The 19,176-nt window shown below is 66.2% G+C and carries 15 protein-coding genes; 9 read left to right on the top strand and 6 right to left on the bottom strand.

Annotated elements, in window-relative coordinates:
• Positions 1-12 precede the first annotated feature (12 nt).
• Complete coding sequence (locus tag E0E18_RS03695) at positions 13-873, top strand: ArgP/LysG family DNA-binding transcriptional regulator (protein ID WP_110482470.1); 861 nt, start codon at positions 13-15, stop codon at positions 871-873.
• A gap of 3 nt (positions 874-876) precedes the next feature.
• Here the strand turns inward: E0E18_RS03695 and E0E18_RS03690 are convergent, their stop codons facing one another.
• Positions 877-3,303, bottom strand: a complete 2,427-nt coding sequence (locus E0E18_RS03690) for an ATP-binding cassette domain-containing protein (RefSeq protein ID WP_130839367.1) — start codon at positions 3,301-3,303, stop codon at positions 877-879.
• An 81-nt stretch (positions 3,304-3,384) separates the two neighbouring features.
• Here E0E18_RS03690 and E0E18_RS03685 point away from each other — a divergent pair, with 81 nt between their 5' ends.
• The gene (locus tag E0E18_RS03685) at positions 3,385-4,131 is read left to right on the top strand and encodes an SDR family oxidoreductase (protein WP_130839366.1); all 747 of its coding nucleotides are present in this window, start codon (positions 3,385-3,387) and stop codon (positions 4,129-4,131) included.
• 58 nt (positions 4,132-4,189) lie between these two features.
• On the opposite strand, the gene ilvD is transcribed toward E0E18_RS03685, so the two are convergent.
• The 3 genes from ilvD to E0E18_RS14310 form a co-directional block, all read right to left on the bottom strand.
• The gene (gene ilvD / locus E0E18_RS03680; RefSeq protein ID WP_130839365.1) at positions 4,190-6,043 is read right to left on the bottom strand and encodes a dihydroxy-acid dehydratase; all 1,854 of its coding nucleotides are present in this window, start codon (positions 6,041-6,043) and stop codon (positions 4,190-4,192) included.
• A 41-nt stretch (positions 6,044-6,084) separates the two neighbouring features.
• Positions 6,085-6,684 (bottom strand): PH domain-containing protein, encoded by a 600-nt coding sequence (locus E0E18_RS03675; RefSeq protein ID WP_130839364.1) that lies wholly within the window; start codon positions 6,682-6,684, stop codon positions 6,085-6,087.
• A 68-nt stretch (positions 6,685-6,752) separates the two neighbouring features.
• Positions 6,753-8,564 (bottom strand): mechanosensitive ion channel domain-containing protein, encoded by a 1,812-nt coding sequence (locus E0E18_RS14310; RefSeq protein ID WP_130839363.1) that lies wholly within the window; start codon positions 8,562-8,564, stop codon positions 6,753-6,755.
• A gap of 449 nt (positions 8,565-9,013) precedes the next feature.
• On the opposite strand from E0E18_RS14310, the gene E0E18_RS03665 reads away from it, so the two are divergent.
• The 4 genes from E0E18_RS03665 to E0E18_RS03650 all read left to right on the top strand — a co-directional run bounded on the left by E0E18_RS03665 (position 9,014) and on the right by E0E18_RS03650 (position 13,311).
• Entirely contained in the window at positions 9,014-10,870 is a 1,857-nt protein-coding gene (locus E0E18_RS03665) for an acetolactate synthase large subunit (RefSeq protein ID WP_066583069.1), read from the top strand.
• Positions 10,870-11,376, top strand: a complete 507-nt coding sequence (gene ilvN / locus E0E18_RS03660; RefSeq protein ID WP_066583067.1) for an acetolactate synthase small subunit — start codon at positions 10,870-10,872, stop codon at positions 11,374-11,376. Before E0E18_RS03665 ends, ilvN begins: the two co-directional genes overlap by 1 nt.
• Positions 11,377-11,553: 177 nt before the next feature.
• On the top strand, positions 11,554-12,567 hold the full coding sequence (ilvC, locus tag E0E18_RS03655) for a ketol-acid reductoisomerase (RefSeq protein WP_130839362.1): 1,014 nt from the start codon (positions 11,554-11,556) through the stop codon (positions 12,565-12,567).
• 543 nt (positions 12,568-13,110) lie between these two features.
• Positions 13,111-13,311 (top strand): hypothetical protein, encoded by a 201-nt coding sequence (locus tag E0E18_RS03650; protein WP_130839361.1) that lies wholly within the window; start codon positions 13,111-13,113, stop codon positions 13,309-13,311.
• A gap of 620 nt (positions 13,312-13,931) precedes the next feature.
• Here the strand turns inward: E0E18_RS03650 and E0E18_RS14305 are convergent.
• Complete coding sequence (locus E0E18_RS14305) at positions 13,932-14,066, bottom strand: hypothetical protein (RefSeq protein ID WP_265415829.1); 135 nt, start codon at positions 14,064-14,066, stop codon at positions 13,932-13,934.
• Positions 14,067-14,268: 202 nt separating this feature from the next.
• Here E0E18_RS14305 and E0E18_RS03645 point away from each other — a divergent pair.
• A protein-coding gene (locus E0E18_RS03645) for an IS3 family transposase (protein WP_130839360.1) occupies positions 14,269-15,488 on the top strand; the annotation gives its coding sequence in 2 pieces (ribosomal slippage) (positions 14,269-14,539 and positions 14,539-15,488; 1,221 coding nt in all).
• A 314-nt stretch (positions 15,489-15,802) separates the two neighbouring features.
• On the opposite strand, the gene E0E18_RS13965 is transcribed toward E0E18_RS03645, so the two are convergent.
• A complete protein-coding gene (locus E0E18_RS13965; protein ID WP_202616690.1) occupies positions 15,803-16,009 on the bottom strand; it encodes a hypothetical protein in 207 nt (68 codons plus the stop codon).
• A 484-nt stretch (positions 16,010-16,493) separates the two neighbouring features.
• On the opposite strand from E0E18_RS13965, the gene E0E18_RS03635 reads away from it, so the two are divergent.
• Entirely contained in the window at positions 16,494-17,330 is an 837-nt protein-coding gene (locus E0E18_RS03635; protein ID WP_237559619.1) for a cation diffusion facilitator family transporter, read from the top strand.
• Positions 17,331-17,542: 212 nt separating this feature from the next.
• A complete protein-coding gene (gene serA / locus E0E18_RS03630; RefSeq protein ID WP_066583056.1) occupies positions 17,543-19,138 on the top strand; it encodes a phosphoglycerate dehydrogenase in 1,596 nt (531 codons plus the stop codon).
• Positions 19,139-19,176 lie beyond the last annotated feature (38 nt).

Raw genomic sequence — 19,176 nt, 5'->3', positions numbered from 1 at the left:
AAGATCAACTTCATGATTGCACGTCACATGGATACTCTGCTGATGGTCGTCGACGAGGGGACCTTCGAGGGAGCCGCAGCACGACTGGGGATCAGCCCCTCGGCGGTCAGCCAGCGGATCAGGGCACTGGAATCGGACGTGGGCCGGGTGGTCGTGAGGCGTACCACGCCGGTCGGTGTGACGGACACCGGGGAGGTACTCGTCCAGGCGGCCCGGAAGATGCGTCTGCTCGAGGCGGAGACCGGCGACCGGCTGCGTCACCGGGTCAGCGAACGTCCGGTCACGGTGGGGGTGAACGCCGACTCCCTGGGAACCTGGTTCCGGCCCGTGCTCGCGGAGGTGGCCCGGCACGGTGGAATCGGACTGCAGCTCCTGGTCGAAGATGAGCAGCATTCCCTGGAGATGCTCCGGCGCGGCGACGTGATGGGTGTGGTCACCGCCGAGAAGACCCCGGTCCCCGGTTGTGTGGCGGAGACCCTCGGTACCCTGCGCTACTGGCCGGTGGGGTCCCCCGGACTGGCACGCCAGCTCTCCGAGACCGGATGGGCGCACCTGCCGGCCCTGGTGATCAGCGACCACGACCGGATGACGGACACTGTCCTGCAACTCCACGGGGTCCGGCCCGACCCCGGCCGCCGGGTGTCGCGCATCCCCAGCTTCGAAGGCCTCAACGACGCCGTCACCGCAGGTCTCGGCTGGACGGTCGTCCCTGTTCCGGCGGCCGCACCGTTCGTCGCCGAAGGGACGATGGTGCGTCTCAGCGACGATGTGACGGAAGTACCGCTGTACTGGCAGCGGTGGCGCCTGGAGTCGGAGACCCTCGCCGTGCTCACCGACGCGGTCCATGCAGCGGCGGCGGTGGGACTGGACTGACCCTCAGACTCGGGAGGACGCCGCGAGAGCACGCCCGGTCGCCGTCGCCGCCCCGGCCACCTCGGCCGGTGTCCCGTCGGCGACGACCCGGCCACCCTCGGCGCCGGCCCCGGGGCCCAGGTCCACCACCCGGTCGGCCTGCGCCGCGACCCTCATGTCGTGCTCGACGACGACGACCGTGTCACCGGCGTCGACGAGTCTGCACAGTTCGGTGACCAGGAGGTCGACATCAGCAGGGTGCAGGCCTGTGGTGGGCTCATCGAGCAGGTGGACGGTCGGTGTCCTGCGACGGGTGGTGGGGGTGCGTTGCAGTTCGGTGGCCAGTTTGATCCGCTGTGCCTCACCGCCGGACAGTTCCGGTGCACCCTGACCGAGGCGGAGGTAGTCCAGGCCCACGGCGTGCAGGGTCTCCAGTGCCGCGGCGATCCGGGGCTGGTCGGCGAACACTTCCCGGGCCTGGGCGACGGTGAGGCCCAGAATGTCGGCGACCGTGTGACCGTGCCAGGTGACCTCCAGGGTCTCCGGCCGGTAGCGCGCTCCACGACAGTCGGGGCAGACAGTGTAGCTGCCGGGCAGGAAGACCAGCTCAACCTCGATGGTTCCCTCACCGTGGCAGGTCGGGCACTGCCCCTCGGCGACGTTGTAGGAGAACCGGGAGACGGTCCACCCTCGCTGCTGTGCGTCGGGGGTGCGGGCGAACAGTCGACGGACGTGGTCGAACAGTCCGGTGTAGGTGGCGAGGGTGGACCGGGGCGTCCTCCCGATGGGTTTCTGCGTGATGAGGTCGGTGCGCAGCCCGGCCGCTGCCGCCACCTCGGGGAGCACTCCGGTGACGAGAGTGGACTTGCCGGAGCCGGACACTCCGGTGACGACGGTGAACTGGCCCAGTCCGAGCGTGATGTCGACGTCGAGGTTTCGCCGGGTTCCCCGCACCCGCAGCGAACCGGTCGCGGGCCGTGGATCCGCGCACCGGCGGGGCAGGGGAGCGGCGAGGGCACGGCCGGTGGGGGTGTCGGCCCCGGCAAGTCCCTCGACCGGGCCTGACCAGAGCACCTCACCGCCGAGCTCCCCGGCTCCGGGTCCGACGTCGATGACATGGTCGGCCGCCGCCACCAGGGACATGTCGTGCTCCACCAGGATGACACTGTTCCCGGCCCGGATGAAACGCCGCACGAGGTCGAGGACCGCCTCCCGTTCGGTGGGGTGCAGGCCGGCCGACGGTTCGTCGAGGACGTAGACCACACCGAAGAGGCCGGAGTGCAGCTGGGACGCCAGCCGCAGACGCTGAAGTTCCCCCGCGGACAGTGTGGTGGCGGCCCGGTCCAGGCTGAGGTGGCCCAGTCCCAGGTCGACTGCGGCGGTGAGGGTGGGGGTCAGCTGGTTGAGCAGCAGCCGCTCCGCCTCTGCCGACGCAGGCCCGGCGGTACCGGTCGTACCGGTCGTACCGGTACCGGCTGTCCCGGTACCGGTGACCCTGTCACACAGATCCTCCAGAGACAGGGCGTTGAGCCGGTCGACGGTGAGTCCCTGCCAGGTGACTTTCAGGGCGTCGGGGATGAGACGGCGCCCACCGCACGCAGGGCAGACCGCGTGCTCCATGAACGACAGCACACGCCTGCGGGTGCTCTCCGACCCGGTGGACGCGAGTGTCTCACGCAGGTACGCGGACACCGAGCGCCAGGTACCCCGGTAGGTGCGCTGAACCTGGTGGGCGCCACGGACAGGGTGCACGGTGACCACGGGGGTCTCGTCGGTGAACAGGATCCACTCCCGTTGGGCGGCGGGCAGCTCCCGCCAGGGCACGTCGGTACGGTAGCCCAGGGTGACGAGGATGTCGTGGAAGTTCTTCCCCTGCCAGGCCCCGGGCCATGCGGCTACGGCACCGTCGTCGATGGAGAGGTCAGGGTCCGGCACCATGGTCCGTTCCGTCGGGGTGTGGACGGTCCCGGTTCCCTGGCAGGTGGGACACATGCCGGCGGCGGTGTTCGGCGAGAAACTGTCGGAGTCCAGGCGTCCCACCCTTCTGCGGAGTTCCGCGGGGTAGTCACCGCAGCGGGAGAAAAGCAGCCGAACCGAGTTCGAGATCGTGGAGATCGTGCCCACCGTCGACCGGGCGGAGGCGCCGGTACGGTTCTGCTCCAGGGCGACCGTGGGCGGCAGGCCGTGGATGGCGGTGACCTGCGGGTCCACGGCGCCGGCGATGAGACGTCGGGCGAACGGGGCGACCGACTCGAGGTAGCGGCGCTGTGCTTCACCGTGGATGGTGCCGAAGGCCAGTGAGGACTTCCCGGAACCGGACACCCCGGTCACCGCGACAAGGGCGTTGCGCGGCAGACTGACGTCGACATGGCGAAGATTGCGCAGGTGGGCGTCCTCGACGGTGATCCGGCCTGTGCTGCTGTGCTCTGTCAGGGGCGCCCGGTCTGTCATGGGGGCCCAGTGTAGGCGTCCACGGGAGGGACGCCCACCTGAACCGGATGTCCGTCCTCCGGTCCGGCTAGGCTGGGAGTCATGGATCTGGGGATAGCAGGACGTTGGGCTCTGGTGTGCGCCTCCAGCAGGGGCCTCGGTTTCGGTTGTGCTGACGCCCTGGCCGGCGAGGGCGTCAACCTTGTGGTGAACGGGCGGGACGCCGCGTCACTGGCGCAGGCGGCGTCCCGTCTGCGGGGCAGGGGAGTTCAGGTGGAGGAGGTCTCCGGTGACGTGACCGACCCCGGGGTGCGGGAGAGGATGCTTGCGGCGGCTCCCCGTGTCGACATCCTCGTCAACAATGCCGGTGGCCCGACTCCCGGCGACTTCCGCGACTGGGGCGAGGACGACTGGACCGGGGCCCTGAAAGCCAACATGCTCACCGCGGTCGACCTGGTCAGGGCCACGGTGGACGACATGGCGTCCCGTGGCTACGGCAGGGTGGTGAACATCACCTCGGCGTCGGTGAAGTCACCGCTTCCCGGTCTCGGGCTGTCCAACGGTGCCAGGTCGGGGCTCACCGGCTTCATCGCCGGTGTGGCGCGCCAGCCGCAGCTCGCCTCGCGCGGCGTCACCCTGAACAACCTGCTCCCGGGCAGGTTCGACACCGACCGGATCAGGAGACTCTCGGACGGGGTGTTGCCGGAACCGACGGGTATTCCTGCAGGCCGTTTCGGACGCCCCGGGGAGTTCGGGGCGGCCTGCGCCTTCCTCTGCTCGGAACAGGCGGGCTACATCACCGGCCAGAATCTTCTGCTCGACGGCGGGGCGTACCCGGGCACCTTCTGAATCTTCTGGGTCTTCTGGGTCTGATGCTGAGGGGCCTGACCGGCCTGACCGGGCCGGCTCAGTCCTCTTCGACGATGCGGACGGCTCCCTTGTCCGCACTGGAGGCCATGGAGGCGTAGGCGCGCAGTGCCTTGGTGACCTTCCGCTTGCGCGAGACCGGTTTCCAGGGACGCGGTGACGCCTCCATCTCCGCCCTCCGGGAGGCGATCTCCTCGTCGGAGAGTTCCAGGTTCAGCTGACGGTTGTGGACGTCAATGGTGACGGTGTCCCCGTTTCGCACCAGGCCGATGAGTCCACCTGCGGCGGCCTCGGGGGAGATGTGCCCGACCGAGATTCCGGAGGATCCGCCGGAGAACCGGCCGTCGGTGATCAGTGCACACTTCTTGCCCAGACCGGACCCCTTGAGGAAAGCTGTGGGGTGGAGCATCTCCTGCATGCCGGGACCACCGGCGGGACCCTCGTAGCGCACGACGATGACATTGCCCGGGCGGACCTTCCGCTTCAGGATGACGTCCACCGCCTCCTCCTGTGACTCGACCACGAGTGCCGGGCCCGAGAAGTGCCAGAGGGATTCGTCGATGCCGGCGGACTTGATCACCGCGCCGTCGGGGGCGAGGTTGCCCCGCAGGATCACCAGTCCACCGTCGGCGGTGATGGCGTGCTCCACGGAGTGGATGCAGCCGTGTTCGTCATCGGTGTCCAGTTCATCCCAGACGTTGTCGGTGGAGAACGGTTCGGTGGTGCGCACCCCGCCGGGGGCGGCGTGGTAGAGGGCCACTGCCTCGGGAGCCGGGTGGGCCGCGGAGATGTCCCAGCGCTCCAGCCATTCCGCGAGTGTCGCCGAGTGCACTGTGTGGACGTTCTCGTTGAGCTTGCCGCCTCGCCACAGTTCGCCGAGGATCCGCGGAATTCCTCCGGCCCGGTGCACGTCCTCCATGTGGTAGTTGGAGTTCGGGGCGACCTTGGACAGGCAGGGGACCCTCTTGGACAGGTTGTCGATGTCCTGGAGGTTGAAGTCCACCCCGCCCTCCTGTGCCGCGGCGAGGATGTGCAGCACGGTGTTGGTGGACCCGCCCATCGCCATGTCGAGGGCCATGGAGTTCTCGAACGCCTCCCTGGTGGCGATACTCCGGGGCAGGACCGAGGCGTCCCCTTCCCCGTAGTAGCGGTGGCACAGGTCGACGATGAGTCGGCCCGCCTCGGAGAACAGGGCGCGCCGGGCGTGGTGGGTGGCCAGTGTCGACCCGTTGCCGGGGAGCGACAGTCCGAGTGCCTCGGTGAGGCAGTTCATGGAGTTCGCCGTGAACATTCCGGAGCAGGACCCGCAGGTGGGGCAGGCGGCCTGCTCCACGGTGAGGAGGCCCTGCTGGGTGACCTGGTCGTTGGCGGACGCCGAGATCGAGGAGATGAGGTCGGTGGGGGCGTGTGCGACACCGTCGACGACGACGGCCTTGCCCGCCTCCATGGGACCACCAGAGACGAAGACGACGGGGATGTTGAGCCGCAGGGCGGCGTTGAGCATCCCGGGGGTGATCTTGTCGCAGTTGGAGATGCACACCAGGGCGTCCGCCTGGTGGGCGTTGACCATGTATTCGACGGAGTCGGAGATGATCTCCCGGCTCGGAAGGGAGTACAGCATCCCGGAGTGGCCCATGGCGATACCGTCGTCCACCGCGATGGTGTTGAACTCGCGGGCGACACCACCGGCCTCTTTCACTGCCTCGGCGACGATGTCGCCGACGTTCTTGAGGTGGACGTGACCGGGGACGAACTGGGTGTAGGAGTTCGCGATCGCGATGATCGGCTTGTCGAAGTCACCGTCGGTCATACCCGTGGCACGCCACAGGGAGCGTGCGCCGGAGGCGTTGCGTCCCTGGGTGGTCACCGAGGAACGGAACGGGATCTTGTTCATGTGGGCAGTCCTTAAAGCGCAGAAAATGCAGTTGTGTCGTCTCAGTCCCGGGTATCGGAGCCGGATCTCCGCCGCGCCTCGTCACGACGCTGGAGTTCCTCCCGGGCCATGCGGCTGGTCCGGCGGGAGGCTTCGTATTCGTCGTACTCGTCCTTGTCCATGAGAACGGCGATTCCGGAATCACGGTTGACCACCTTGACCGATTCGTCGAAGGCGGTGAGACTCGGGGTCACCGGGTCCGGGATCCTGCCCTCCGTCGCTTCGCTGAGGTCAACCAGCGAATTGAAGCTGACGCCAGGCAGCGGGAACGATGTCCCGTCCTTCCTGACTGCGAGGGCTCTACCTCCACGGCTGAATCGTAGTGCGTCGAAGTCCTCCCACGCCAACGAGGCCGACCGACGGAACAGGTAGTGTGCCACGATTCCCCCGGTGGTGAACACCGTACGGGAGCGCAGGATGCCGATGACGAAGACCAGCGGGAGCAGTGGCGCCCAGAAAAGTACCCGGGGAGCGTAGGCGACGGCGATGAGGCTCATGGCGAACATGACTCCGGCGGCCACGAGGTTCCCCTGGTCGACCCGGACCTGGTAGGGAAGGCGGGAAGCGTGCGGGGAAGTGTCGGTGTTGTCCCGGGAGCTCATGGTCACCCATTTAATCAGCACCACCCCTGTCAACCCGCATCGGCCGCCGTCCTGCGGTCGGTGGGCGGCTACCCGGCCGTCGCACCGGTCGTCGTCGAGGTGGTGCCGTCGCCGCGGGCGTCCGGTGTGGTGCCTCCGGAGTCCGGCTCCTGGTTCTGCCCGGTGCCTCCGGTACCGCCTGCACCTCCGCCGGTGCTGTTCCCACCGTCACCGCCGGTGCCGTTGTCACCTCCGGTTCCGGTGTCTCCGCCGAATCTGTCGAAGATCGAGGTCGGGGTGGACGGGGAGGACGCCCCGCTGCCCTGTCCGCCGGTCCGGCCGCCGGTTCCTGTCCCGGTACCGTCCTGGTTTCCGGTGGTGTCGCCGCTTCCGCCGGAGTCACCGGTGTCCTCCTGCGGGGTGGTCGGGGACGACGGGGCGGTGGTGACCCCGTCACTGTCCGGGGTTCCGGTGTCCTGAGTGGTGGGCGCCACCCCGGTGTCAGGGTCGGCCGTCCGGGTTGACGGGGCCAGGCGGTCAGGGGCCAGCCATGCAGGGTTGCCGCCCTGGGGTGTCGCCGAGAACAGTCCGATCAGTGCCAGCAGGCCCATGGTCAGGATGAGGGCGCCGGAGGAGGGGCGGATGCGGCCGCCGACGGAGAGGATCCGGGAGATCCGCGAGCTGGTGTCCAGGTTGCGCCATATTCCGTTGCGTGCGACGTCGGCGGCGAGTCCGTCGACGTCGGAGGCTGCCGGCGTCGTCTCGACCGTGGTGTCGGTCCCGGCATCCGTCGTCTCCCCGGCGTCCTTCGCACCGGTGTGTGCCCTGTGGGAGGCCTGTGTCCCAGCAGTGTCTGCGCCTGTCGGTGCGGGGGCGGTGGTCCGACGGGGTTCGCCGGATTCGACGGCGTGGGCGGTACCCGTCGTGCCCGTGAGGTCTGACCCTGCGCGGTCTGCCCCTGTGCTGTCTGATCCTGTGCTGTTTGACCCTGCGGTGTGCACCGGCGCGGAGACCACGGGGAATGCCTGTGTGGGGGCCCCGGCGTAGGCTGCCGCGCGTTCCCCGGGTGCCTGGAACCGGTCCCAGAACTCGTTGACGAGCGCGGCCCGGATGGTCCGCTGCACCTCCCACTGGGTGGCGGGGTTGACGTCCACTGTGACCTGGATTCCGACTGTCCAGGGAAGACCTGCCGCGGTGGGTGGGGTGATGTTCATGGCCGGCAGCACACTGATCTCGCCGAGGACGTCGTCCTTGATGCCGCTGTTGTCGATGGCGTGCCGGGTGACCTCTGAAACTGTCCTGGACAGGGAGGACATTGTGTCGTCCCCGGTCATGGGGATCTCCAGGTCGACCACTGCACGGGACCATTCCTGCGAGTAGTTGATGGTGACGCTGGCGGAGCTGTTGGGAACGGTGACGAGTTCGCCGTTACCTGTCCTGATCTGCGTGGATCTCAGGGTCAGCCGGACTACCGTCCCTTTGACCTGGTCACTGGTGCTGTCGAAGGAGACGAAGTCGCCCACCCCGTACTGGTGCTCGGAAATGATGAAGAAGCCGGCGAGGAAGTCGCCGATGACTCTCTGGGCGCCGAAGCCGATGGCGGCGGAGATCACGGTGGCGGGCACGGCGGCCCCGACCGTCGACACACCGAGGTTCGTCAGTGCGGTGTACACGAGGAAGAAGTAGGCGACGATCTCGAGCAGGTAGACCAGGGCCCCGACGAGGGCCAGGTGACTCTTCGTCTGTTCTTCACCGCGGGTCATCCGGGCGGTGATGATCCTGACGATGAGGCGGCCGGCCCGAGGTATCAGGATGCCGACGATGACCAGTGCGGCGAGGGTGAGGCCGTGCTGGACGATCCACGTCCACAGGTTGATGAGGAGGTACTTCACATCAGGCATGGGACCGACCGTAGTCGCCGGTCCTTGAAGTTCGCTGTCCGTCACCGGGGGTGTCCTGCCGGCCGGGGGTGGGGACTGTCCGCGGAGCCGGGAAGAGGGCGCCGCGACCTCGACCACAGGCCCGGACACACCCCTGCAGGAAGACCACAGAATGAGACCTGAGGTATCAGCGGGTGGGAACGATATGGCCAACGCGTTGACCGGAGGGGGCCGTATGGACTATTCTCACCGCCATGACGATGTTCCGAATTCTCGTACCCGCCGGGCGCTAGAGCCCCTGCGGTTACTTCGCGGAACACTCTGGCGCCCCCGCCCGGCGTACGACTCGCCGGGACCGGGGGCGTCAGTCGGTTCAGACCGGTTCTCCGGTCCCGCCGGCACCGAGTGGACGCGGAGGACCGGACCATCCGACTTCCACGACAATTGACCCGAAAAGGAGTGCACGGACTGTGACCGACACCTCACGCTCACACCCCAGTCCCGCCACCGTCGCCGCCACCGGACGTGGTCGACGGCCTGAGCGCATCAACGGCGCCCAGGCTGTCGTCCGGTCCCTCGAGGAGCTAGGAACCGATGTGGTGTTCGGGCTCCCGGGCGGCGCTGTCCTGCCGCTGTACGACGCGATCTACGGGTCGGAGAAGCTCAACCACATTCTTGTCCGGCATGAGCAGGGTGCAGGTCATGCAGCGACCGGCTACGCCCAGGCCAACGGCCGGGTCGGGGTGTGCATCGCCACCTCGGGTCCGGGTGCCACCAACCTCGTCACCCCCCTGGCTGACGCGAACATGGATTCCGTCCCCGTGGTCGCGATCACCGGCCAGGTGGGAACCCAGCTGCTGGGTACCGACGGGTTCCAGGAGGCTGACATCCGCGGGATCACCATGCCCATCACCAAGCACAGTTTCATGGTGACCAGGGCCGAGGACATCCCCGCCGCCATCGCCGAGGCTTTCCACGTCGCCAGCACCGGACGCCCCGGTGCCGTGCTCGTCGACATCCCCAAGAATGTCCAGAACGCCGAACTGGACTTCGTCTGGCCCCCGACCTACCGACTGCCCGGCTACCACCCGGTGACCACCCCGCACTCCCGTCAGATCGACGAGGCGGCGCGAATGCTGTCTGAGGCCAGGCGGCCGGTCGTCTACGCCGGTGGCGGCGTCCTCAAGGCGGAGGCGTCGGACGCACTGCTGGCTTTCGCCGAAGCCACGGGGATCCCGGTGACCACGACGCTCATGGCTCTGGGCACTTTCCCGGAGTCCCACCCGCAGTTCCTCGGAATGCCCGGGATGCACGGCACCGTTCCCGCGGTCGCAGCCCTGCAGAAGGCGGATCTCATCCTCGCAGTCGGGGCACGGTTCGATGACCGTGTCACCGGTGACGTCGAGTCCTTCGCACCCGGTGCCGCGGTGATCCACGCTGACATCGACCCGGCGGAGATCGGCAAGATCCGTGAGGCGCAGGTTCCGATCGTCGGTGACGCCCGTGAGGTTCTCCTGGCGCTCACGGAGGCCATGGCGTCCCTGCCCGCCCCTGACGTGGCGGACTGGCGGACCTATCTTGACGGTCTCCGTGCCGACTTCCCCCGCGGGTATGAGTGGCCGGCGGACGGCAAGCTCGCGCCGCAGTTCGTGCTGGAGACTCTCTCGGAGATCGTGGGCCCGGACGCCATCTACGTCGCCGGGGTGGGGCAGCACCAGATGTGGGCCGCGCAGTTCATCGACTACGAGAAGCCCCGGACATGGCTCAACTCGGGTGGGCTCGGCACCATGGGCTACGCGGTGCCCGCCGCCATGGGTGCGAAGGCCGCCTGCCCGGACACCGAGGTGTGGGCGGTCGACGGTGACGGCTGTTTCCAGATGACCAACCAGGAACTCGTCACCTGCGCCGTCGAAGGCCTGCCCATCAAAGTTGCGCTGATCAACAACGGGAACCTGGGCATGGTCCGCCAGTGGCAGACCCTGTTCTTCGACAAGCACTACTCCAACACCAATCTCAAGCCGGGGGAGACCTACCTCCCCGACTTCGTCGGTCTGGCGGAGTCCATGGGATGTGCGGCGTTCCGGGTCACCGAAAAGGACCAGGTTGCCGAGGTCATCCGCAGGGCCCGTGAGATCAACGACCGGCCGGTCGTCATCGACTTCATAGTCGGTGAGGACGCCCAGGTCTGGCCGATGATCGCCGCCGGTTCCTCCAATGACGAACTCCAGTACGCCCGCGACCTGCGTCCCCTGTTCGACGACGACAATTCCGCGGCGGAGTCACCGGAGGAGATCCGGTCCACCATCCAGGAAGGGGAGCAGAACTAATGTCGCAGATCCACACCCTCAGCGTGCTGTGTGAGGACGTCGACGGTATCGCGTCCCGGATCACCGGGATGTTCACCCGACGTGCCTTCAGCATCATCTCCATCTCCTCGGGGCGCACCGAGGTCGACGGTGTCAACCGCTTCACCATCCAGGTGGAGGGGGAGGACCATGTCATCGAACAGATCACCAAGCAGCTCAACAAGCTGATCCCGGTGATCAAGGTCAGCAGGCACGCCCCGGACAGTATCGTGTGCCGGGGGCTGATGCTGGTGAAGGTCAGTGCCGACAACTCCAACCGCACCCAGGTGGTCGAAGCGGCGAAGCTCTTCCGTGCCCATGTCGTCGATGTGGGACCTGAGTCCCTCGTCATCGAGGCCACCGGCACCCCCACCAAGTTGAAGGCGCTGCTGGACGTCCTCGAGCCCTTCGGGATCCGCGAGCTGGTCGAGTCCAGCCTCACCGCGGTGAGCAGGGGGCCGAAGGCGATGTACCCGGCAAAACTCTGACAGGCGCATCGGGTGCATGCACCCGACGTCCCCGGTCAGTTACCCCATCGAGTGAGACGGTGCGTCTCACACTCTGGTACGTAATCTGCTAGAATTCACCCCAGAGTCCGATTTCTCAAGCCCGGTTTCCCAGTCCGGGTTTCTCAGTCCGATTTTCCACGAAAGGCAAGATCCTCCATGGCAATTGAGGTTTTCTACGACGACGACGCCGACCTGTCGATCATCCAGGGACGCAAAGTCGCCGTCATCGGCTACGGCTCCCAGGGGCACGCCCACTCCCAGAACCTGAGGGACTCGGGTGTGGAGGTCGTCATCGGGCTCCGCGAAGGCTCACGGTCGCGTGCCAAGGCCGAAGAGGCCGGTTTCACGGTGCTCTCGAACGCAGAAGCGGCGAAGTGGGCTGATGTGGTCATGATCCTCGCCCCTGACACCTCGCAGGCCAAGATCTACTCCGAGGACATCGCCCCGAACCTGGTGGACGGTAACGCCATCTTCTTCGGCCACGGTCTCAACATCCACTTCGACCTCATCAAGCCTGCTCCCGGCATCACTGTCGCCATGGCTGCCCCCAAGGGCCCGGGACACCTGGTCCGCCGCCAGTACGTCGACGGCAAGGGTGTCCCCTGCCTCATCGCAGTCGACCAGGATCCGAAGGGTGAGGGCCGCGAGCTGGCACTGTCCTACGCCGCCGCCATCGGCGGGGCCCGGGCAGGGGTCATCGCCACCACCTTCAAGGAAGAGACCGAAACCGATCTCTTCGGTGAGCAGGCGGTCCTGTGCGGCGGCCTCGAGTACCTCATCATGAACGGCTTCGAGGTCCTCACGGAGGCCGGTTACGCGCCGGAGATGGCGTACTTCGAGGTCCTCCACGAGATGAAGCTGATCGTCGACCTCATCTACGAAGGCGGCATCGGCAACATGAACTACTCGGTGTCTGACACCGCTGAGTTCGGCGGGTACCTTTCCGGCCCCAGGATCATCGACGCCGGTGCCAAAAACCGTATGCGCGAGGTCCTGACCGACATCCAGGACGGCACCTTCGTCAAGCGTCTCATTGCCAACGTTGAAGGCGGCAACAAGGAGCTCGAGGGCCTGCGCGCCGGAATCGCGGAACACCCGATCGAGAAGACCGGTGCCAAGCTCCGCGACATGATGAGCTGGGTGAAGAACCCGCTCGACGAGACCGCGTAGTCTGACCAGTTAGAAGCCGGAATCAGGCACCACCCGCAGGTGCCGTGATCCCGCAGAAATCCCGTACCCGATCGTGCTCCCGATCGCATCCCGTGTTCCCGCCCCCGACCGGTCGAGGACACGGGTGTCCACGTTCAGCGTCATCGCTGCCGACGAGTGCCCCGTGACCGCCGACACCACATGGTTCGGACGGCCTGTAGTGGATCAGACTCGACGCTGAGAAGTGCCGCAGTGCGTGGACGCGGCCCCGGTCCGCATCGGCTGCACCGCACCTGCAGCTACGGCAATGCGTTCAACAGCAACCGTCGCCCGAGATGACCGGAGCGACCGGCCCTCGCCCCCACTGAAGATCAAGTCCGTGGGGGCTTTGTCCTGCGTCAAACGCCGTAGGATCAGGTTCAGCTGCTCCGCCACAGGAATGTCACGCCATTTCGCCTTCGTCTGCAACGGTTCTCGCTGACGCGTACTCACATCCAGCTGACGGACCAGATGAACCACCCGGGGCCTCAGTATCCGGGTCATCGACACTGCGATAATGAACGCATGGACACCGTCGGGTTCATCGATGGTATTCACGGCAGCGAGATGAAGTTCTCGTACAGGCTGGGGCAGTTCTTTTCGCGCGGCTGCACTACGGTGATCCAGACCGGCGACTTCCTGATGTACCACGCCGGACCGAGTGGACCGGCGGAGCTCGCATGTAGCGAGTTCCGGATACTTCGGAGTGAAAGAGGGTTTGACTGATGAAGTATTCGGGCATGCTTGAGTGTTAACGCCGGATCAGGACGCGAGTCTGCACCGCGATGCGTTGAGCCGGCACGGGTGCGGCGAGAACTTCACCGAAATGGGGTCCGGGTCGTGGGTGCACTGTCCGGAGTTGGACCGGTTGTGGGGGAGGGGTGCGCAGTGGGGACGCGGTGGTGGTGCGGCGGCCGAGTCTTCGGGCTCGGTGGTGGTGTTGGGCTGGGCTGCCAGGGTGGGGGTCAGTGTTGATCCCAGCCCTAAAGCCGGAGCAATCGCGAGCAGCGGTCTGAGTGCTTTGTGTCGCATTGATTCCTCTTGGTGGTGAGTGCATCTGGTGGTGAGTGCATGGGGAGAAGCGTCAGGTGTGCCAAACATTACGTCAGAGGACCTTCTTGAAGGGCTGCGCTAGCACTGTACACTATTGTCGAGTGAAGCATGGCTTTGCTGAGCTGACAAGAGTGGGGTGATGCGCCCAGTTCGGCAACCCCGTCCCGCATGAGATGTGCGGTCCGGTCACGGTGGCGTAGATCGCCGATCACTTGGATCGGGCCCCATTCCTGCCCGCGACGATCGTCTAAAGCAAGTGGGTTTCGGCGGATGCCAGCGTCACCCGCGACGGTTCAGAGTTCGATGTCGCAGTTGTCGACGGTCTGTGCGTCATTGTCGCCGGCCGAGTATCCGATCACGGATGCGGGGGCCGCCCATGTGCTGTTGTGTGCTTCGCCTGTGACGGAGAAGAGCCCGTCATCGTTCATGAGTCACGCGTCCGAGTGTGATTCCGTCTTCCCGTCCGGGCGCATGGGAGCGGCGCCGATCCACATGTTCTCGCCATCGACGAAGACCTGGCTGTTAGTGGGGGCGAGGCTGGTGTCGGTGAGGATGCCGCTGATCTGGCCCTACCCTCGTTGAGTGGACACCCGATTTAGCGGGATCCGTCCCGCACGAGAGGATGTCACCATGACCGACAACACCGCTGGCCGGCGACCACGGCGAAACTTCAGCCCGGAATACAAACACGAAGCCGCCCGACTGGTCATCGACACCGGACGCACCATCGCCGAAGTCGCCCGCGAACTCGGCGTCGGTGCCCAGACCTTGGGCAAGTGGGTCGCCACCGAACGCGCTAAAGACGCCGGTGAACCCACCGGTGAGCTGGACCTGGATGAACGCGCCGAACTCAAACGACTGCGCCGCCAGGTCGCTGATCTGCACAAGGACAATGAGTTTCTGGGAAAAGCAGCAGCCTTCTTCGCTGCCAAGCAGCCACCGACGAACGGTTCGAACTGATGGCGCAGGAGAAGGCGAATTACGAGGTCACCCGTATGGCCCGCCTGCTGGGAGTGTCCCGGTCTGGGTTCTATGCCTGGGCGGCCAGGCAAGCGAGAGAACCATCGCCCAGACGCCGTGAGCGCGACGACCTCGACGCGAAGGTCCGGACGGTGTTCACCGAGTCCGACGAGGTCTACGGCGCTCCCCGGGTGCATGCCCAGCTGGCTCGTGAGGGGACGGTCGTTGACCGCAAGACCGTGGCGAAGTCGATGCTGCGCCAGGGCTTGGAGGGGATCAGTCCCAAGAAGTTCTCCCCGGTGACCACGCTGCCTGGTGTCAACACCCACGCGATCCCCGACCGGGCACGACGTTGCTGGGACAAAGGCGGGCTCGACCGGTGCTGGATTTCCGATATCACCTATCTGCGCACCGGTGAAGGCTGGGTGTATCTGGCGGCGGTCACCGACGCGCATTCCCGGCGGATCATCGGCTGGGCGATGGACACCCACATGCACACTGACCTGGTGGAACGAGCCCTGCGTATGGCCCACACGATACGCGGTGAGCTGCCCGTTGATGTGGTGTTCCACGCTGATCGTGGGTGCCAGTTCACCAGCGAACAGATGCACCGGGTGTGCCAGGACCTGCAGGTACTGCAGTCAATGGGCCGGACCGGGGTGTGTTGGGACAATGCGATGGCCGAGAGTGTGTGGGCGACGCTGAAGACCGAGTTCTACGACCGGTACACCTGGCACACCCGGGCCGAGGCTCGGCAGGCTGTGGCCCGCTGGATTGAAGTGGTCTACAACCGACGACGGCTGCACTCGTCGCTGGGGTATGTGCCGCCGGTGGAGTTCGAAATGAATCTGTTCAACAAACCTGCTGCTGAGGAACCTGAGGCAGCTTAGTTACCTGTCCACGATTTGCGGGCAAGGCCAANCTACAACCGACGACGGCTGCACTCGTCGCTGGGGTATGTGCCGCCGGTGGAGTTCGAAATGAATCTGTTCAACAAACCTGCTGCTGAGGAACCTGAGGCAGCTTAGTTACCTGTCCACGATTTGCGGGCAAGGCCAGATCACTGTGACGTCCAGTGGTTGGCATCGGGGTCGGTGGTAGTTGAGGATTTCGCCGTGTCTGGGGTGGTCATGGTCGCTCCTTCTTGAGTGTCATTACCTCCACGCTCGGATGGGGTGGACGGTGCAGGGTCGTCATTGTCCCCTCACCCGGCGATGCGCGGGGTCGGGACCGCGTGTCTGAAGCTAGGGCGCTCCGGCCGCTGGTGCTTCTGCCGGGTAGTCCCCTTCGACTTCTTCCACAGCAGGTTCGACATTCCGAGCATGGATACCGCAGTGAGGGCACGCGCTGAGTTGTTGCTGTGGCAGACCAGGCCGACACCCTTGTGGGCGTTCTTCCCTCCGGTCTGCACGATCTGGATTTGAACGTTCTCGCTGCTGCGCCGGGGGCAGATCACTGGTGTCCTTTCGTAAGTGTCCAGGCACGTCGTGATCCAGGCGGTCGTCCGCACGGGGGTTCGTGTCTGTCCTTTCCGTGGACGGTGTCATCGTGCCCACGGCCCGGACGGGGAGTGTCTGACGGGGGTGCCCGCTGTGCGATTTCGGGTGTCCGGGGACTCTGCCCGGGCACATCGGAACAGAGCTGCCGGCGACGCTGATGAAAACGATTACCTTTGCCTAAAATGCCCGTTGACCTGTGGAGATATGACGCCTACTCTGGGCGGTGAGCTGTTAATGAAAATGAGAGGTGCCCACATGGGTCACGGTAGTCAGGATCACTCGCGCGGTAGTGGCCACGTCGACAGTCACAGTCACGACCACAGTCACGACCACGGTTACGGTCACGGTCACGACCATTCCCGCGTGCGGGGAAAAAGACTGTGGGTCGTCATAACCATGACCACCGTCATCTTCCTCGCGGAAGTGGTCGGCGGGATCGTGTCCGGGTCACTGGCGCTGCTCGCAGATGCGGGGCACATGCTCTCGGATGCCGGGGGGCTCATCGTGGCGGCTTTCGCGATGATCATCGGATCCCGTCCGGCTACCCGACGCTCCACCTGGGGCTTCCGCAGGGCGGAAGTCCTGGCAGCCGCCGTCAACGCGGGTGCGGTGTGTGTGATTGCGGTGTGGATCGCGGTCTCGGCCTTCCGGCGGATGGGGGAGGGGGTCGAGGTGGAGACCGGGATGATGCTCGTCGTCGCGGTGGTCGGCCTGGTGGCGAACGTGATCTCCGCGCTGATCCTCAACGGCGGTCAAGGTGAGTCGTTGAACATGCGCGGGGCCTACCTCCATGTCCTCGCGGACCTGCTCGGCTCTGTGGCTGTCATCGTCGCGGCGCTGGTCATCGCCGTGACAGGTTGGACGTGGGTGGATCCCGCGGCGTCCCTGTTGATCGCCCTGCTGATCCTGCCCCGTTCCTGGGCACTGTTGAGAACGGCCGGCCGGGTCCTGATGGAGCAGGTCCCGGTGTCCGTGGACGCCACGGGTCTCTACGATGAGGTGCTCGACCTGCCGGGCGTCCGCCACCTCCATGACCTCCACATCTGGAGTGTCGACGGGGAGACGGCGGTCGCCTCGGTCCACGTGGTCACCGATGAGCCCGCTGACGAGGAGGACCGGTGCGGAATCCTTGACCGGGTCCAGGAGGCTTTCCGTGACCACGGCATCTCCCACACGACCGTCCAGGTGGAGGAGAGGGGCCACGAGGGGCATGAGGACGCCGTGTGCGGATGACCCGGGGGTAGGTGCCATCACCCCTGAAGTCCCACAGAATGGGCGTCCTGCCCGGCCGGTGTCCCACACAGGGAACCGGTCGTACTAAGCTGACCGTAGTCGTGCGCCACCGTCACCGGGTTCGCCACCGGGGGTCGCAGAAGGCGCGGGCCCTGCCCTCTGACGCGGTCGTGCCGGGGGAGTCAGGAACAACATATTTTTCAGGAGACCCTGTGAGCCAGAATTCCCGTCCCGTCGTTCTCATCGCCGACAAGCTCGCCCAGTCCACCGTGGACGCACTGGGTGACTCCGTGGAAGTGCGGTGGGTCGACGGTCCGAACCGTCCGGAACTGCTGGAGGCCGTCAAAGACGCTGACGCCCTGCTCGTACGCTCAGCCACCACCGTGGACGCCGAGGTTCTCTCCGCGGCACCGAAACTGCAGATCATCGGCCGCGCCGGCGTCGGTCTGGACAATGTCGACATCGAGGCCGCCACCGCCCGCGGCGTCATGGTCGCCAACGCCCCGACCTCGAACATCCACTCCGCCTGCGAACACGCCATCGCCCTGCTCCTGTCCACGGCGCGCCAGATTCCCGCCGCGGACAAGACCCTGCGTGACGGCGAATGGAAGCGGTCCTCCTTCAAGGGGGTCGAGGTCTTCGGAAAGACCGTCGGAATCGTCGGCTTCGGGCACATCGGCCAGCTGTTCGCACAACGTCTGGCGGCCTTCGAGACCGAGATCATCGCCTACGACCCGTACGCAAACCCCGCCCGCGCCGCACAGCTCGGGGTGGAGCTGGTTGATCTGGCGGAACTGATGGCCAGGGCAGATTTCGTCACCATCCACCTGCCGAAGACCAAGGAAACGGCGGGAATGTTCAACGCCGAGCTCCTCGCAGGCGCCAAAAAGGGTCAGATCATCATCAACGCCGCCCGCGGTGGCCTGGTCGACGAGCAGGCTCTCGCGGACGCGATCAAGGAAGGTCGGATCCGGGGTGCCGGATTCGACGTCTACTCGAAGGAGCCCTGCACCGACTCGCCGCTGTTCGAGCTTCCCCAGGTCGTCGTGACCCCGCACCTCGGCGCGTCCACCGTGGAGGCCCAGGACCGGGCGGGAACTGATGTCGCGGCGTCCGTGCTCAAGGCTCTCGCCGGTGATTTCGTCCCGGACGCCGTCAACGTCACCGGTGGCAGAGTCTCCGAGGAAGTCGCACTGTGGCTCAACCTCGCCACCAAGCTGGGCAAGGTTGCCTCGGCCCTGCTGGCGGCGCCGGTGTCGGCCGTGTCCGTGGAGGCCCGCGGTGAGCTGTCGACCGAATCGGTCGACGCACTCGGCCTGGCAGCTCTCCGCGGTGTCTTCGCCGGTGTCGTGGACGAGCAGGTCACCTTCGTCAACACGCCGCAGATCGCCGAAGAGCGGGGAGTGGAGCTGACTGTCACCACCGCCGACGAATCCGTCACCCACCGCTCCGTACTGGAGGTGAAGGCCGTCGCCGGTGACGGGACCGCGGTATCCGTCATCGGTGCGCTCACCGGCCTCGACCACGTGGAGAAGATCGTCCGGATCAACGACCGTGGCCTTGACCTGCGGGCCGAAGGCCTCAACCTGTTCCTGACCTACACCGACCAGCCCGGTGCCCTCGGTAAGGTCGGCACCTTCCTGGGTCGCGAAGGCATCAACATCAACGCGGCGGCCCTGTCCCAGGACCTCACCGAGGGTTCCGCGACCCTGGTGCTGCGCGTGGAGAAGGAGATCCCGGCCCCGCTCATCGACCAGATCGGGGAAGCGCTGTCCGCGTCCCGCGCCGTCCAGCTGGACCTCGGGTAGGCACCCGCCCGAGTCAGGGAGTCCGGGGCAGTCCACCA

Source organism: Corynebacterium neomassiliense (assembly GCF_900626215.1).
GTDB classification, from domain to species: Bacteria; Actinomycetota; Actinomycetes; order Mycobacteriales; family Mycobacteriaceae; genus Corynebacterium; species Corynebacterium neomassiliense.
This window is presented reverse-complemented; position numbering and strand designations above follow the sequence as displayed.

Excerpts from the sequence above, each read along its gene's own strand:
- ilvC (WP_130839362.1), top strand. The coding sequence starts at position 11,554 with ATGGCAATTGAGGTTTTCTACGACGACGACGCCGACCTGTCGATCATC.
- ilvD (WP_130839365.1), bottom strand. The coding sequence starts at position 6,043 with ATGAACAAGATCCCGTTCCGTTCCTCGGTGACCACCCAGGGACGCAAC.
- E0E18_RS14305 (WP_265415829.1), bottom strand. The coding sequence starts at position 14,066 with ATGAACGATGACGGGCTCTTCTCCGTCACAGGCGAAGCACACAACAGC.
- E0E18_RS03650 (WP_130839361.1), top strand. The coding sequence starts at position 13,111 with ATGGACACCGTCGGGTTCATCGATGGTATTCACGGCAGCGAGATGAAG.
- ilvN (WP_066583067.1), top strand. The coding sequence starts at position 10,870 with ATGTCGCAGATCCACACCCTCAGCGTGCTGTGTGAGGACGTCGACGGT.
- E0E18_RS14310 (WP_130839363.1), bottom strand. The coding sequence starts at position 8,564 with ATGCCTGATGTGAAGTACCTCCTCATCAACCTGTGGACGTGGATCGTC.
- E0E18_RS03675 (WP_130839364.1), bottom strand. The coding sequence starts at position 6,684 with ATGAGCTCCCGGGACAACACCGACACTTCCCCGCACGCTTCCCGCCTT.
- E0E18_RS03635 (WP_237559619.1), top strand. The coding sequence starts at position 16,494 with ATGACCACCGTCATCTTCCTCGCGGAAGTGGTCGGCGGGATCGTGTCC.
- E0E18_RS03695 (WP_110482470.1), top strand. The coding sequence starts at position 13 with ATGATTGCACGTCACATGGATACTCTGCTGATGGTCGTCGACGAGGGG.
- E0E18_RS03685 (WP_130839366.1), top strand. The coding sequence starts at position 3,385 with ATGGATCTGGGGATAGCAGGACGTTGGGCTCTGGTGTGCGCCTCCAGC.
- E0E18_RS03690 (WP_130839367.1), bottom strand. The coding sequence starts at position 3,303 with ATGACAGACCGGGCGCCCCTGACAGAGCACAGCAGCACAGGCCGGATC.